The 15,352-nt window shown below is 40.4% G+C and carries 11 protein-coding genes; 6 read left to right on the top strand and 5 right to left on the bottom strand.

All coding sequences use genetic code 11. The features are described from left to right. Positions 1-131: 131 nt before the first annotated feature. Genes L1068_RS03070 through L1068_RS03060 form a run of 3 tightly spaced genes read left to right on the top strand, consistent with a single transcriptional unit; the run spans position 132 to position 4,185 of the window. Positions 132-860, top strand: coding sequence for a DUF4956 domain-containing protein (locus tag L1068_RS03070; protein ID WP_237129025.1), 729 nt, complete (start codon positions 132-134; stop codon positions 858-860). A 2-nt stretch (positions 861-862) separates the two neighbouring features. Beyond that, the gene (locus tag L1068_RS03065) at positions 863-3,499 is read left to right on the top strand and encodes a hypothetical protein (RefSeq protein ID WP_237129024.1); all 2,637 of its coding nucleotides are present in this window, start codon (positions 863-865) and stop codon (positions 3,497-3,499) included. Next, positions 3,496-4,185 carry a polyphosphate polymerase domain-containing protein gene (locus L1068_RS03060; RefSeq protein ID WP_237129023.1) on the top strand — a complete coding sequence of 230 codons (690 nt, stop codon included), beginning with the start codon at positions 3,496-3,498 and terminating at the stop codon, positions 4,183-4,185. Before L1068_RS03065 ends, L1068_RS03060 begins: the two co-directional genes overlap by 4 nt. 264 nt (positions 4,186-4,449) lie before the next feature. Here L1068_RS03060 and L1068_RS03055 read toward each other — a convergent pair whose 3' ends face one another. Further along, a complete protein-coding gene (locus L1068_RS03055; RefSeq protein ID WP_237129022.1) occupies positions 4,450-4,896 on the bottom strand; it encodes a hypothetical protein in 447 nt (148 codons plus the stop codon). A gap of 217 nt (positions 4,897-5,113) precedes the next feature. On the opposite strand from L1068_RS03055, the gene L1068_RS03050 reads away from it, so the two are divergent. Beyond that, a complete protein-coding gene (locus L1068_RS03050; protein WP_237129021.1) occupies positions 5,114-5,953 on the top strand; it encodes a GNAT family N-acetyltransferase in 840 nt (279 codons plus the stop codon). Positions 5,954-6,238: 285 nt separating this feature from the next. Here the strand turns inward: L1068_RS03050 and L1068_RS03045 are convergent, their stop codons facing one another. The 3 genes from L1068_RS03045 to L1068_RS03035 are packed head-to-tail and all read right to left on the bottom strand — an operon-like array spanning position 6,239 to position 10,899. Beyond that, the gene (locus L1068_RS03045) at positions 6,239-8,785 is read right to left on the bottom strand and encodes a family 20 glycosylhydrolase (RefSeq protein ID WP_237129020.1); all 2,547 of its coding nucleotides are present in this window, start codon (positions 8,783-8,785) and stop codon (positions 6,239-6,241) included. Further along, the gene (locus L1068_RS03040) at positions 8,778-9,644 is read right to left on the bottom strand and encodes an ROK family protein (protein WP_237129019.1); all 867 of its coding nucleotides are present in this window, start codon (positions 9,642-9,644) and stop codon (positions 8,778-8,780) included. Before L1068_RS03040 ends, L1068_RS03045 begins: the two co-directional genes overlap by 8 nt. A gap of 10 nt (positions 9,645-9,654) precedes the next feature. Beyond that, positions 9,655-10,899, bottom strand: coding sequence for an MFS transporter (locus L1068_RS03035; protein WP_237129018.1), 1,245 nt, complete (start codon positions 10,897-10,899; stop codon positions 9,655-9,657). A 626-nt stretch (positions 10,900-11,525) separates the two neighbouring features. Here L1068_RS03035 and L1068_RS03030 point away from each other — a divergent pair. Beyond that, positions 11,526-12,398 (top strand): AraC family transcriptional regulator, encoded by an 873-nt coding sequence (locus L1068_RS03030; RefSeq protein ID WP_237129017.1) that lies wholly within the window; start codon positions 11,526-11,528, stop codon positions 12,396-12,398. Positions 12,399-12,789: 391 nt separating this feature from the next. Further along, the gene (locus L1068_RS03025; RefSeq protein WP_237129016.1) at positions 12,790-13,308 is read left to right on the top strand and encodes a GrpB family protein; all 519 of its coding nucleotides are present in this window, start codon (positions 12,790-12,792) and stop codon (positions 13,306-13,308) included. A 6-nt stretch (positions 13,309-13,314) separates the two neighbouring features. On the opposite strand, the gene L1068_RS03020 is transcribed toward L1068_RS03025, so the two are convergent. Next, positions 13,315-15,294, bottom strand: coding sequence for a winged helix-turn-helix domain-containing protein (locus L1068_RS03020; RefSeq protein ID WP_237129015.1), 1,980 nt, complete (start codon positions 15,292-15,294; stop codon positions 13,315-13,317). Positions 15,295-15,352 lie beyond the last annotated feature (58 nt).

The raw sequence follows: 15,352 nt of genomic DNA, 5'->3' as shown, positions 1-15,352 counted from the left end.
TAGCGTGCTAGGAAAGGTTGCGAGTTATGGATTGCTTTATGCCTAAGTCATTAATAGCGCAGTTGGGTTAATACACTGTTATCACTGCTTACTGCGCGATGACTTACGTTAGCAATATAATAGGAGCCGTTATGGAATCAGTTGACCCAATGTTAATCGCGTTTCTACCAAAAGATATACGCAACATGTTCTTCCCATACGCAAGTGTGCAACTTGCAGCCCTTGTGCTCAATCTGTTGATTGGATTTGTAATGGCCAGCATTATAGGTGTGCACTTTCGCAAATATGCGAGCGCGTTTTGCAATCGCCAAGATTTCTCACGTTTGTTTCCACTTTTAATGTTAAGCGTTATTTTAATTATCACCGTAGTCAAAGCATCACTCGCGCTGGCTCTTGGTTTGGTGGGGGCGTTATCGATAGTACGCTTTAGAACACCGATAAAAGAACCCGAAGAACTGCTTTACCTCTTTTTGAATATTGGTGTGGCAGTTGCGCTCGGCGCAGGACAAACGCTGGCCGCGGTAGTTGCGTGTTTTGTCACTCTGTTCTTAATTGGTTGGGTTAAAAAACGCGACGATAAAAGCAAACAAGAAAACGGTTTGTTCTTGTCGCTTAATTTTATTAGTGATCAAAGCTTAAAAGATACGCAACTGGTCTCGCAACTTAAAAGTTTGTTGAGTGAACATGCCGATAGAATTGAATTACGCCGTATTGATATTGCAGATAATCGTTTCGACGCCAACTTCTTTATTTCAGTAAGCGATGAAAGCCAAATTGACCTGTGTATGACGGCACTGTCAAACGCGTTTTCTGGTATCAATATTTCGCTGCTGGAGCAACATAATATTGCGGGGGTTTAGCCATGCGATTAGATACTCCGATTCAATCACCAACGAAAGGTGACCGCATAAAACTATTAGGTGGCCTGCTGGTGTTAGCAATTTTGCTAATGCCATCTGCAGGTGCAGTCAAACGATACTTAGTTGATAAAGGATTTGTTGCTGAGCATGTTTCAGGCAAAGACAAAGCGTTGCAATTAATGCGCAGTGTAGTGCAGGCTCCGCAAAGCTACTTATCAGCCAACACCGATTTACCACTCATTAAGGTCGATATTAAGTATCAGGATTGGCTTAAGCTTGAAAATGACAGACGCACTGCATTTGAGCGTGGCATGATCCCAGAACTGCGTAGCCAAGTGCCAGCCACCATTGTATATGGTAAGGAACGCCATACTGCAAAAGTGCGCTTGCAAGGTGATATGTTAGATCACGTGAATAAACAAATACGCTGGTCCCTAAAAGTTGAACTTAAGAAAAAACAAGCTTTGTTTGAATCGCGTAAGTTCGCCTTAGTTGCGCCAAGTGTGCGCGTAAACCAGGGACCGAACCTGTTTGCCAAAAGTTTAGCGCTCAGCAACTTTGACATTATTTCGCCGAAAAATATTCCTGTGCGCTTAATTGTTAATGGTGCAGATTGGGGCGTTATGTTGTTTGAACAATCCTTTAGTCAAGATTTGTTGGCGGTTAATAACCGCACGGAAGGCTTGATTACACGACTTGATTTAGTGTCGCAAACAACAGATGAAAGCGGCAAAGTGATTCGTACGCTGAAGCCGAGAGTTTTGCAGCGTAAAACCATTTTGGCAAATCAAGCACTTGCTAATCAACGGCAAATTGCATTGTCACTGTTAGATGATTTTTTAACAGGCAAACGCCCGGCAAGCGATGTATTTGATGCGCAGCGCATGGGGCAATATCTTGCGATGGTTGATTTATGGGGAGCATGGCATGCGCTGACATGGAATAACTGGCGTTGGTATTACAACCCGCATATCGCCAAACTCGAACCGATCCAAAGCGATGTAGCGATAACGCCGGCTGCGCATATTTGGTTAATGAAACCGCCAAGTCATAAATTCGCACTAAGTAAGGCAATGCTTGCAGACGCTAATGTCAAGCAACATTATTTGACAGCTAAACAGCGTTTAATTGCGAGCCTTGATACTACGCTTATTCCAGCACTGGCTGATTACGACAAGCAATTTATCAAATCGCTGCACAGTGATAGTCCACTCACTACGCCATTTAACTATCAGGTAATGAAGCAACAAGCTAACTGTTGGGCTGCTAATTACCAAACTGATGAGTGTGAGAGTATTGTGCAAGTGAGCGAAGAGCTGCATAAGCAAATGGATGGGTTTAGCGCGCTAGCGCCATGGGATCTATTAAGTCGATTAAAAAATAAAAGTGGTAAACTTGTGTGGTCGGTGGTGAATAATCAAGGAGTTCCACTGACGATTAAAAGCATTGAAGGTGTTACAAAACGCCAAGAAATTTCGCCACTTGAGCAAATTAATGATGAGTTACCCGTTACTATTGCCGCAGGCGAAACATTAGCGGTTACTTTGCCAGAGCGTTTACATGCAATCCAGGTACGTGCGGGACTTGAAGATAAAGGCATAGACAGTTTTTATTTTCAAAAAGACACGCCTCCATTGGCATTTATTCCTCGCGGTGGCATCACACCGTTTGACGCATCTCATTATCAAGCGTTTATTACGCAAACCGAAAATAAATGGGTATTTAAGCCGGGCGAATGGCTTATTGATGAATATTTAGTGACGCCGCCGAATACACAAGTGGTGATCCCTAAAGGAACTACGCTTAAATTTAGCCGGTATGCAGGTTTGATGGTGTTTGGCGCACTTCATAGTCAAGGAACACAGCATCAACCCGTTGTTATGACGCGCCAAGCGGATACTTCAAAGTGGTCAGGCTTAAGTGTTTTCTCAAATGACGTAAATACCATAAACCAAGTTGAACATCTGCAAATAAGTTATGCCAGTAGCCCAAAACTTGGCTTGTGGCAGCCACGAGGCGCTATTTATTTTGTTAAAGGCAAGGTGAATATGCGCTCGGTGCAAATTACTGATAATCAATCTGAAGATGGCTTAAACATTATTAATGCAAAGGTGGATATATTCGACTTAACCATCAAAAATGCGTTGTCTGATGCATTTGATTGCGATTTTTGCACTGGTGTGCTTGATACCAGTCAATTTACCAATATTGGCTTTCGCTCTGGTGGCGATGGCTTAGATGTAAGTGGTTCAACCCTTACGGTAAAACATGCCAAGTTTAATAATGTGCGTGACAAAGCCATTTCAGCGGGTGAGCGCAGTCAATTGTTTGTTAGTGACACTGAGCTTGACGATGTTAATTTTGGCTTGGTTGCCAAAGATAGTTCCTTAATTGAAGCTGACGGAGTGCGTGCGTCTAACATTCAACATAAAGCGTTAATGAGTTATTCGAAAAAGCGGATTTTTGGCCCTGCGATAATGCGAGTTAGTGATTACTTATGTTCTGATCCCAACTGCAGTGGCAAGAATACAGCGGAATTGGGTAGTCAATTACATGTGAATGGGCTAGCTGTGCGCACTGAAGCGCTTGATGTGAAAAACTTATACAACACAGTAATGAAATCGGATAAACCAAAATGAACCTACAGCAAAGAGAATATCGGTTTGAGGTTAAAGTGCCAGTTCCTTTAAATCGATTACAAGAAGTGTATATATGGTTAATGGCGCACTCGATGATGTTTCGTGAACATTTTGCACCACGAGATATTAATAGTTTGTACCTAGATACGCCGTTTTTAGCGCGCTTTGAAGAAAATTTAAGTGGTATTAGTACGCGTAAAAAAGTACGCATTCGCTGGTATGGTGAGCTGCATCATGCTCATCAGGCCAAACTTGAATTTAAGCACCGCCAAGGTGGAAAAGGGTTTAAGGTCACGTTTGATACCGCATTACAGTTCGAAAACCCCGACTTTTCATGGCTTTACGCACTTAAAAATGCTTACCAATCTTTGCCAGTAAATGCGCAGTATTTATGGGATACAGAACATTCTCCAATTATTATCTGCCGCTACCGTCGGGAGTATTATATTTCTGGTGATGAGTCCATTCGAGCAACGTTTGATAGTAACATTGAATCATACGATCAACGGTATCGTCAGCAGGCAAATTTAACGCGTGCTGCAGCTTTGGGTGATTATGTCTTACTGGAGCTTAAAACAAACGCGGATAATGAAGCTGCGTTAAGTGATTTATTGGCGACCTGTCCGTTAAGACCCTCTCGGCACTCAAAATACGTTAACTGCATTCGTCATTTGATTTGGCAATAGGGTTGGAGGTTTAAAAGGCATTTAACCGAATCATTTATTTTTTCACTTAAATGCGTTTTAAACATGCTTAAGGTATAAGTAAGAAAACGGGGCGATAGTCTTTTAAAAAATACGCTGTCTAGAATCAGAAAATCCGTATGCGTAAGTGTTTAATACATAACACGCTGATTATGGTTATCGAGTAAGTTTGAGAGAATAACGCATTAAGGCGCAATTTTTAATAATTGCGCCACTTTATTAGCCAAGTATACACGGTTTATCGTTTTAAGACATTAAGTCTGCGATGATACTCATGTCTTGAATGCCAGCTTCTTTCATTGCCTCTTGCAGTGCCCGAACTGCTTCAAAGCGAGCAACTTCTAGAGAGTTCAAATGGCTTTGATGGCTATCTAATGTTGTTTGTTTTGCTTCTTCACTTTCATAATCTGCACTTTTGGCCTCAATTAGGGTTTGTTCTGCTACTTTAATTTGTTCAACGATGCGCTCAATTGCTTTGATCATTTGTTGAATATGTTCAGGTAATTCAGATTTTTTATCACTTTCAGGGTTATTACTTTCTTTTAATTTTTTAAATGCTTCTGTTGAGATTGATACCTGAACATCGCTATTTTCTTCGTCAGCTTGTTTGTTTTCAGCACTATCAATGTTGTTATCCGGATTTGTTTTTTGTGAGGTAGTAGTATGAATACTACTGATGCTAGAAATGCTCATTACTGTCCTTGGTTAATTAATAAAGCAAAGAGATTTAGGCCATACGCGATAGATGTCGGCTGTTTTTTAAATTAGTTAAGTATTTTTTATCTCCAAGGTAAACAACAATACACTATTTTGTTTTTAATCTGGTTAATTTACAGGTGATAGCATACGCGTTAGGCTGTTAAGAATCACACTCAAATAATTTGATTTTTAACTATAACGAGCGGGTTTAATGTCAGAATTTACAATTCGTCCAATGTTGGTTGATGAACTAAAAATCGCCATTGATTGGGCTGCAAGGGAAGGTTGGAACCCAGGCTTAAACGATGCTGAGCTGTTTTATTTGGCAGATCCCAATGGCTTTTTTGTTGGAGACTTAAACGGTGAAATTGTCGCAGTTGGCAGTGCGGTCACTTATGATCACGCGTATGCGTTTTGTGGCTTGTATATTGTTGCACCTGAGCATCGAGGTAAAGGTTATGGTTTAACCCTGACCAAACACCGCTTAGCGTATTGCGGCGATCGAAATGTTGGCATTGATGGTGTGCTGGAAAATGTCGAGATATACAAGCGCATCGGTTACGTGCCTTATTATCAGAATAAACGCTTTCAAAAATTAGCCAATGCGACAACTCGTTCGGCGCAGGTTGTTGATGTTACAAAAGAACATATTCCTCATATTTTAACTTACGATAAGGCATGTTTTGGTGCTGCGCGTGAGCAATTTCTAGCTGCGTGGTTATCACAACCTCAGGGTAAGTCTGTCTGTTTTTTACAAAACGGTGAAATTAAAGGCTATGCAGTCAGGCGCAAGTGTCAGCAAGGTTATAAAGTAGGGCCGCTTTTTGCGGATTCGCCAGATATTGCATTATCGCTTTTTCAGGCATTGCAGGTGGATATTCAAGGGGGACAAATTATTTTAGATGTGCCCGAAAACAACCCACAGGCTATCTCTTTAGCTGAATCGGAACGTATGGAAGTGGTGTTTGCCACAATGCGCATGTATCAAAAAACAATACCCGCTACCGCCGCCAATAAAATTTATGGGATTACCACCTTTGAGTTGGGTTAACATGCAAAAAACAAATAAGCCTTTTATGATAAAATGGTTGTTTGCTATTTAAATAGTGTCACTGGTCTATTTGGAAACTAATACCTTCATCCATAATCATTAGAGGGTTATCCCCAGAAAAAGTGTGTAAAGCTGTTTAAAAGTGTCATTTTATCATTTAAATCATGATGCTAGGTGAGCTAATACTTTTGTCATAAATAACCAAAAGTTACGCCTTTGTAGCAAATCGGTATATATTATTTGCGCCGCTTTAGGCTAGCTTAAACGAAAAACAGCGCACACGGTCTATTTTAGCGAAAGACTTCTACCAACGCGTGTGTCACTGCGTGCACGAATATAACGAGCATCGTTTACATCTTTGATGTGGTTAATTGCATGCCAAGTGCCTTGTTTATCTTGCACCTCAATTGCAAAGCCAGGGTAAGGCGTAAATGCATCCAGCTTGCCGTTGTTAATCGCTGCTGCAACGGTTGGTACGCGATAAAATACCCCTTGCTTTTCTAACTTTGCAATTTCCTTTAAGCCAACCAACGCGGCGAAGCGTTGCCAATCTGTATCTCTCTCTGCTTGTTTTTGTGCTGTAAACAGACCGCTTTTCTTATCATAGATACGCCCTTTTTCAGCGTAGCTAAGTTGCCAATCGGCTTTATGCCAAGCGCGTTCAGCCAGCGCCAATAAGCGCGGATAAAGCATGTATTCGGCTTGGTTGTCTGAACGTAACATTTCGCTCCATAAATGGCCTTGCAAGCCTTTAAATCGAATACCTTGGTTTAGACGCTCTTGGTTATCATCAGCGCGATATGCGACATGTTCTTTGGTTTGCCAAATTTCCGCGTGAGCAGGTAAGTTTTCAGGCATACAACCAAACACTTTATAGCCGTCAATGGCACGTGCCGCCCAGTGGTTGCCGCGCTCTTCAGGGTGACTTTGGTAAGGGAAATCAAAGTAGGTAACTTCGGGTGTAGAGAGTACCATATCCCAGCCTAAATTGGCTTGCTGGTGTACTTCTTTGTAGCCGCCCTCGGTGATCATCGACCAGCCGTTCGATTGTACGTTTGATGGCATATTCTGTGGATTAGTATCACCTAAACCATCATTCCAAGCCGCTACTTTTATCCCCTTGCTGGCAACTAACTGCGATACTTTTTCAATAAAGTAACCGTTAAATGAGGTTAGCTCAGGAGTGCTGGCTTTAAGGGCGTTACATGCCGGGCTATTAAGCCACGCACCGGCCGTTTCGTCCGCGCCAATGTGATAAGTGGCAAGCTCTACACCAACTTCATGGTGCATCGCGATAAGTTCATCAATTACTTTTTCAATAAAAGTATAAGTGCTTGGCAAACATACATTGAGAGTGTTGTCGTTGTAATGCTGAATTGATGAGTATTGGGTGGTGTCGTTTGCTTCACTTAACCAGTACTGCTCGGCTTTTTGTTGCTCGCCCGCTTGCATGTATTTTTTGTAACGCGCATCCATGGCTTTTACCGCAGCGCGTGAGTGCCCTGGCATATCCAGCGAAGGAATGACTTCAATATGATTAAGCGCGGCAAATTTTAAAATCTCTTGGTAGTCTGCTTTGCTATAAAAGCCGTTAACTGGACTCGATTTGTCGATACCTGCGCCTAATTGTGGCAATAAACATTCACTTTCAGTTAAGTCAAAACAGCGATATGCGCCGACGTCGGTCAGCTCTGGCAAGTCGTTAATGGCTAAGCGCCAACCTTCATCGTCGGCTAAATGGAGGTGTAATTTATTGAGTTTATAGGCCGCCATTTGTGACAAGGTATCTAAGATAAACTGTTTGCTACGGAAATTTCGCGCCACATCAATATGCAAACCTCTAAATTCAAAATGCGGTTCATCAACTATGGTAAGGCTTGGTACGCTTAAATTATCAAGGCTGACTAAACCCGCAATCGACATCAGTGCGTAAAATGCACCAGTGTTACTGCTTGCTGTGATGGTAATGGCATTGGGCTCTAGGGTTAACTGATAGGCGTCATTGGCGAGTGTATTATCAATGTTAAGTTGTGTTGGAATGCCCGTTTTGGAGTGGCCAATACCGAACCGTTTAAGGCGCGTTAACGCCGCAGACAATGCGTTATTGTCGGCAAGCTCAGGTGCTAGGTTTAGCCCTTTGCTGAGTTTTACAAGATGATCCGCCGAGTTAATGTCAAGGCGACTTGGTTTCGGGATTAAACTCACCGGCGCCGTGTTAAGGCTCGGTTTTAACTGCGTTTGATAGAGGTATTGTGGCGACATCCACGGCGTTTGGTCTTGTTTGCTTACGCGTAACTGCGCAAGTGAGGTAAATGGCGCAAGGTAGGGCTGGCGCTCAAGGCCGGTTTCAGGATCAATACTCGTATGGGTGCTTTTAATGGTGCGTGCAGTTACCTTATCGCTAGCAGCTCTATCGCTAATAATGTAGTTTGGCATAAATTCGGAACGGGTAATTTGCGAATCTTTGCTGTAAAAGCGGATCACCTCTGGGGTATTTTTAGTAAAACCTTTAAAGTGCTTTTTTGCGGAAATTTTGTGAATGTCGCCGTTGATATGGCTAATATCAAAGTGCGTTGATTCCACAGCATAGATCGGCATCAATTGGCTAAAAAATATGGCAAAGTTAGTGTCTTTAAGGTCACTTGGGTTGGTCAGGGTTAACTCAGATAAGTAACATTTTTTTTCATCGCCGGGGCAGCTTTTGGGGCTAGCACTAATTAAGCGATAGTTAACATCAAGCTCGTTGCCAAGCGTATCGATGGTGTGTTGATTGGCATTGACAAGCTTCGGTGTTACTAAACATAAAACAGAAAGGGCTAATAACTTATTCACCTGTTGCTACCTCGTCTAAAAAAAGCTGATAAGCGCCAAACAACGCAGTATTTGTATCTTGGGTGTAATGAATTTGCAGTGCGTTATAAACGCTTTGCGGCAGTTGCTTAAGTAATGTTTGCTGTAACGCATCAATAAACAGTGGGGCACTTTTAGCAATGGCACCACCAAACACCACTTTTTCAGGGTTAAACGCATGCACTACTTGCACCAGTGCGTGGCCTAAATGTTTACCGAGCTCTGTAAATAGAGCCAGTGCGTGGTTATCACCAGCTTGTGCTTGCTGATAAGTGGCTGCTCCATCTAAGCCTTGTTTTTTAAAGAACTGGCTTGAGCAATAGTCTTCGATTATGCCGTCTAAATAGGGGAAACTACCAAACTCGCCAGCGGCAGATTGTTTGCCGGTATAAAGGCGGCCATTTAAGATTAAGCCCGCGCCAAGGCCTGTGCCTAAAGTGACGCCAACTAAATTCTCATAACCCTGATAGTCTTTGCTTTTATAAATGCCATAGGTAAAACAATTGGCATCGTTATGCACTAAAACAGGCCGAGCAAAGCGCGCTTCAAGCAGCGTTTTAAGCGCCACATTTTGCCAGTGTTTAATATTGAGCACTTCAATAACAAAGCCGCTATCACTCTCGACTAAGCCTGGTACACCAATGCAAATGCCACGGCATGCCTTGGTTACAAAGGGGGTTAAATTATTAAATAAAAACGCGTTAAAGTCGTCTTTAGTTAAGCTCGCATCAATTGGTACGGTATGCGATTTGATAATTTTGCCATCTGCAATGTTTGCGATGGCAAGTTTAGTGCCGCCTAAGTCAACACAGGTAATAAACGGGGTATTGCAATTAGTCATTACTGCTCTCTTAATCTACTGCGATACGTTTTTTATTAAATTGAATGGTGTGATTTTTAATCAGCGGCTTAGCCCAAATGCTAACGCTAAAAATAAAGCCCAGAGGAATAAACAACACTAACAGTGCAATACGTAAATCGCCTGAAAGCTCTGCGATAAAGCCAATAATCGGCGATGCCAATGCACCACCAATAATGCCAGTACATAAAATACCAGACACCGCACTGTGACCATTTGCAACCGAATTTAGTGCAAGTGAAAACAGTACGGACCACATAATTGATAAAAAGAAACCTGCTGCTGGAAACGCCACAAGCGCAACTTGCTTGCTGCCAAAAATAGCGCAAGCAAGTGACGCTGCAGCACCCAGAGAAAACAGTTTTAACACTAATTTGGCGTCGAGTACTTTTAACAGCACTAACCCTAATACACAGCCAATGGTTAAAAATAACCAAAACTGACTGACCACGTCAGTGCCTTGGGTGTTGGGAGCAAGTCCGTGGTAAGTCTCTAAAAAGACCGAAATTGAATTCGCAATGCCTTGCTCTAAGCCGACATAACAGGCAATTGCAATAAAAAACAGTAATACGGTTTTGTCTTTAAAAAGTGCTAACGAATCGGCAAGGTTGGTGTTCTGTTGTTGCTGAGGCTCGCGCGCGATTGGAGTAATAAAAGTAACGGCCAACATCACTAAGCTAATAACCGCAAATAGCGCATACATAATTAGCCACGCTTTATTTGGTTCAGTGAAGGTCGCCAGTAGTTGCCCAGTTGGTGTACTATTTTCAATGTGGCTAATCAAAGTGCTGTAGACTAATGGTGATAATGCCGCTGCTGCACCAAATAATAATTGAGCGGATACAGAATAAGCGGCAAAGTTTTGCTCACCACCGGCGCGTCGAAGTAGCGGATTAATCGCTACTTGTAGTAATGCCATCGCACTGCCAATGGTAAAGAGTGCAAACATTGCCATGGCAAAATTAGGCAGTAATACGAATAATATGGCGCCGAGTGCTGCCAGCGCAAACGCTAGTAAAATAACAAATTTTTCCCCTTTTTTTTGTGCGATTAGTCCCGCTGGGATTGACATTAAGCCGTATGCGGCAAAAAAGGCAAAGGGGAAAAATCCAGCTAACATCAGACCAATTTGATAGCTTTCAATCAGTGCGGGAAAAATTGGGCCTAGGAGGTTTGATACAAACGAAATCACAAAAAAAGTGATTAAGACTAAGAGCACGACGGGATAGGCTTTCATGATTATTTCCTGTTTATTATTGGTTTTATTCGTTTATTAGTATTTTTCGTTCGCCGAGAGCGCATGGGTGAGGCTGCGACAAAAATTAATTTTTGATGGGCAGACAAAAACAAGGGGATTGCCACAGCCTCGCGCTTACATGTCCTGTGAGGTGATTTCTTAGGGGGAAATACCGAGTAGACTGTAAACGTTATCTAGTGTGCCAAGATAAAGAATTAGATAGCGGTATTTTTCTATTTATTAATAATACTTTTCAATCAAGCTAACAGCAGTTTTCGATCATTTAAGGCGTGATTTTGACTTTTGATGGCGCGTTAATTGAGTGCGTCAATCACCGCTGAAAAGTCGGAGTTTTGGGAGTTTTTTAATGTAAATATCGAAGCAAATTACTCTAAACAAAACAGGAGCTGAAGCCGGTATTACAGCATTTAGGTTATTTTAAACCACTTTAATAAGTAACCCGTAAATTTTATAGGTACATACTTGTTCGACTTTTAGCGAATAGTCTGAAATACAACTTAACGATAAAATTGAAAAGTATCGTTACTTGATAGAATTGTATCTTTTGTTATGCACGATTCTGTTGAAATGGTTTGTAGTAAATGAATTAAGTTAGTTATTAAATTATGCGTGCATTTTGTGAAAAAGTGATAACGCCTACCGATGCGTCATGGCGGTATCACAAATACCTGATGCCTTATTTGCCTTTTAGCTGGCATTATCATCCTGAATATGAAATTTGCCTAACATTAAACAGTAAAGGTATGCGCCATATTGGCGATCATATTGAGGAATATGGTGAGCTAGACTTGGTTTTTGTCGGGCCTAATTTACCGCATACATGGCAATCTGAAGCAAACCAAGATGGTTCTGAGCAAATTGTGTATGTGGCGCAAATTCCCGTAAAATGGCTTGATAAGTTAGCGCGTGACCATAAAGAGTTGCAAAGCTTACTGCCAATGTTAGCGCGTTCGCTAAAAGGCATTAAGTATTCAAAAGAATGCGCAATTGAAGCAAAAACGTTATTTGAAGCTATGGATAATGCGGGGGTAACTCAGCGTTTGTTTTTATTACTCGATTTGTTAGATAAAATGCAGCACGACGTCGAACAAGTTACTTTATCAACACCAATGTTCGCATTTGGTAAGCAGATGGAACAAGATAACGGTAAACTTAATCAAGTGATTGAGTTTATATATCAGCACTACACAGACAATTTATACGCCGATCAACTTGCAGAACTGGCGCATATGTCAACAAACCACTTTCATCGCTATTTTAAACAGCGCACCGAATGCACGCTCACTGAGTTTATTAATCGCTTACGTATTGGTAAAGCGTGTAAGTTATTGGTGACCAGTTCATCACCCATTTCGGTGATCAGCGACCAGTGCGGTTTTAATAACGTGTCTAACTTTAATCGTCGTTTTCTGGCGTTTAAAGGATGTACGCCGCGTAAATTTCGTCAACAACTCATTAACCACAACTTAATTAATTGAGATTGTTAGTTTGTGCAACAGCCCATGTATTTGAAAGATAAAAGGGCACGTGCGTGCCCTTTGGTTTGTTAACTTAGTGGGATAAGGCTGAATTACAGCCCATCGTTACTAAAAACCAGGGGAGGTGTGTAAATACAGGTACAGTTAAACCACGTCACCGAAATCGCGAATTGTTAGCACATAAGGTGTTTAGCAACATAACTGCGCTAACTGAATTGGCATTATTTTAGATAAATACACTGTATCAGATTGATATTTACTTTAAGTGAATTGATAATTGTTCTCAATAATATTTGTTGATCTGTAACAGTTAAACCTCATTTAACGAGAAACTATTTATCGCTAACTAACAAAACGTTATATTAAACAAAATTGTTTTTAAGACATTTCAATGATTGAATTTTGTAGTTATAAATTAGTGCCAGCTAGTTTTAATCCTTGGCGAGAAGAATTTTTAACCGTCGCAACGCATATTATGCAACGCCTTGCTGATCCTCGTTTTACCTTTTTACATTTTGGCTCGTCATCATTTTATGTTGCCGGCAAGGGCATCATTGATATTTCTATTTTATATCAGCCAGGTGAACTGGGATCTGCAGTCGAATATATCAAGCCGTTTGGCTTTGTTGACCAACATAGTAATAAGCCTTTTCCAGCAACACGACCACGAAAAGACATAGGCGTTAAATATAATGGCGAAGTGTTTAATGTGCATTTACATGTTATTGAACACAATAGCGAAGAGCATTTAAAGCAAGTCGCTTACAAACAACATATGCTCGAAAATCCAAAAGATAGAGCAGCCTATGAAGCAAAAAAGAAAGCGGTACTAGCTGAAGGGAATACCGTTCAAGATGACTACGGAAAAGCAAAATCGCCTTTTGTGAAAAGTATTTTAAGTCAACTTTAAATTTGACTATTTAACTAGTTCTAAACTAATTATCTGACTTGTTACATCTGCATCTTCATCAAAAATGATATATGGCAGGGAGTTGATAAATCCAAAGTCAGTCACGAACTGACGTGGTTTTATCATAAATAATGGTTTCGTTATTTTTGAATTGAAGTTGTAAAAACTGATTACTTGCTGCTTATTGATTTTACTCAAATAAAAAAAGCCCTCTTTTGTTAATTTGATGCTGCTTGCTCTGATTTGAAGAGCTTTGTTCTCAAAATCAAAAAGGGTATTGGTTGTGCCAAGGTTTGTTTGATATTGCAAAGCTTGGTTACTGAAAGAATAATAGTAGATACCATTAGCATCACTCATTGTTGCAATACCCGCATTAAGAGCAATTTTAGAGACAGTTTGATTTTCGATATTTAAGCTAAGCAAATCATAATTTTCGGCAGCCCTTTGACTTATATATAAATTAGTTGAAGTGTGGTCAAAATTGAGTAAATAGCTATCGTTTTCAGTTGTGACATCGAAAATTATCGTATTGTTTAATAAAGAATATACCGCGATGTGTTTAGTTTTGCCTTTGGTATAGCTAAAGGCAATCAATTTTTGTGTGTTATTTACTTTTATCGCATGAATGTAGCTTGCATTTATGTTTGTTAGTTTTGATTGCTGACCCTGCGATTCTAACCAAATTTCGTAGCTTCCAGAGCGATTTGAATTAAAAATAAAAGCTTTACTTTCAATATGGTATTTACCATCAAGGTTTATGCTAGGGTGCTCAATTTTGGTTGATAGTGCACCTTTGCTTTGGATGGTGATAGGCCTATTTTGTATGGCATAATGGATAGTTTTAGTTTTGTGTTCAACCGCTATCCCAGTCACTTTTTGCTGTGGGTCAATGTTAGCTATAACTGATAAGGAGAGTGGGTCTATAGTTAAGAGCCATAATGCATACTGCCCATTGTAACGTCCTGTTATAACGTACTTTGAATCAGTATAAAAAGATAAACCGCTCACTCTATCAATGGGTAATGGCTTAGTTGTCGTTTGGCGAGTGTCTAGATTGTAGTTTGCTAAGTAAGTTTTTCTGTCTGCAGTTTGCGAAATGTAATATAGGCTGTTGTCGTTGGCAAACACTGGATGTTGTTGACTACCATCATGAGGCAGATAGAAGATTTTGGCGTCGTTCTCTTCAATCGAGACTAACGCTATATTGTGTCTATTGTGCTTAGTGATTTGCAATGCTAGCCATTTTTCGTTTGGAGAAATGCTTAAATTAATGATTCTTTCATTAATCTTTAAAATAGGTGTGTAGTTGTCTTTATCGCGTTTGAATATAGAACAAACGTCATTGCAATTAAGAATATAATCTGACTCATTCGTTGAAAATATATCTTTTATTTCAGTCAGCGAAGTTCCAAGCTTGGTGTTTTTAAGCGTTGTATTGTTATGTAAATAAAGCGATGAACTTGAGTTTTCTTTGTGAGTAAATAGCAGCTGATTATTGTTATTTACACTTATCGAACTGATTTCCCCATCTACACTATGTCGTATTGTTTTTTTAGTCGGTACGTTAGATAAATCTATACCATTTCTTTGCGTATTATTGGTGTAAAAAAATGCGGCAACTATACATACAAAAATACTAATCAAAGAGATGCTAGCTGTGCTGAGCTTACTTTTTTGTAAGTTTATTTTGCCTATAAATACGTAGCCTTTACGAGGGATGGTTTCAATTAAATGAGGGGTTTTAGGGTTATCATTCAGTATCTTTCTAATTTCGAAAACGGCCTTAGTAACGAGTTCTGGCTCAAGTGATTGGTTTGGCCAAAGTGCAGCCAAAATTTGTTCTTTACTTAATACTTCACCTTGATGTTCGACTAAGTAACATAAAATCGACATTACACGGGGTTCTAAACGAAATTCAGCCTTGGGTAAACTTACCTTATTTTTTTCAGGTTCAACTTTGAAATCTGCTAAGTAAAACGTTCTCATTATAACCTTCTGAAAATAAATAAGATAACTTCGAAATAGTATCGAGATAATTTCTCAA

Origin of the sequence: Pseudoalteromonas sp. MMG024 (assembly GCF_021654175.1) — a bacterium.
Classification (GTDB): Bacteria; Pseudomonadota; Gammaproteobacteria; order Enterobacterales; family Alteromonadaceae; genus Pseudoalteromonas.
Note: the sequence above shows the minus strand (reverse complement) of the source record. Positions and strands in the feature narration are given on the sequence as shown.

Bases quoted from the DNA above. Each gene is read 5' to 3' on its own strand.
- L1068_RS03070 (WP_237129025.1), top strand. From the start codon at position 132: ATGGAATCAGTTGACCCAATGTTAATCGCGTTTCTACCAAAAGATATA.
- L1068_RS03065 (WP_237129024.1), top strand. From the start codon at position 863: ATGCGATTAGATACTCCGATTCAATCACCAACGAAAGGTGACCGCATA.
- L1068_RS03060 (WP_237129023.1), top strand. From the start codon at position 3,496: ATGAACCTACAGCAAAGAGAATATCGGTTTGAGGTTAAAGTGCCAGTT.
- L1068_RS03055 (WP_237129022.1), bottom strand. From the start codon at position 4,896: ATGAGCATTTCTAGCATCAGTAGTATTCATACTACTACCTCACAAAAA.
- L1068_RS03050 (WP_237129021.1), top strand. From the start codon at position 5,114: ATGTCAGAATTTACAATTCGTCCAATGTTGGTTGATGAACTAAAAATC.
- L1068_RS03040 (WP_237129019.1), bottom strand. From the start codon at position 9,644: ATGACTAATTGCAATACCCCGTTTATTACCTGTGTTGACTTAGGCGGC.
- L1068_RS03035 (WP_237129018.1), bottom strand. From the start codon at position 10,899: ATGAAAGCCTATCCCGTCGTGCTCTTAGTCTTAATCACTTTTTTTGTG.
- L1068_RS03030 (WP_237129017.1), top strand. From the start codon at position 11,526: ATGCGTGCATTTTGTGAAAAAGTGATAACGCCTACCGATGCGTCATGG.
- L1068_RS03025 (WP_237129016.1), top strand. From the start codon at position 12,790: ATGATTGAATTTTGTAGTTATAAATTAGTGCCAGCTAGTTTTAATCCT.
- L1068_RS03020 (WP_237129015.1), bottom strand. From the start codon at position 15,294: ATGAGAACGTTTTACTTAGCAGATTTCAAAGTTGAACCTGAAAAAAAT.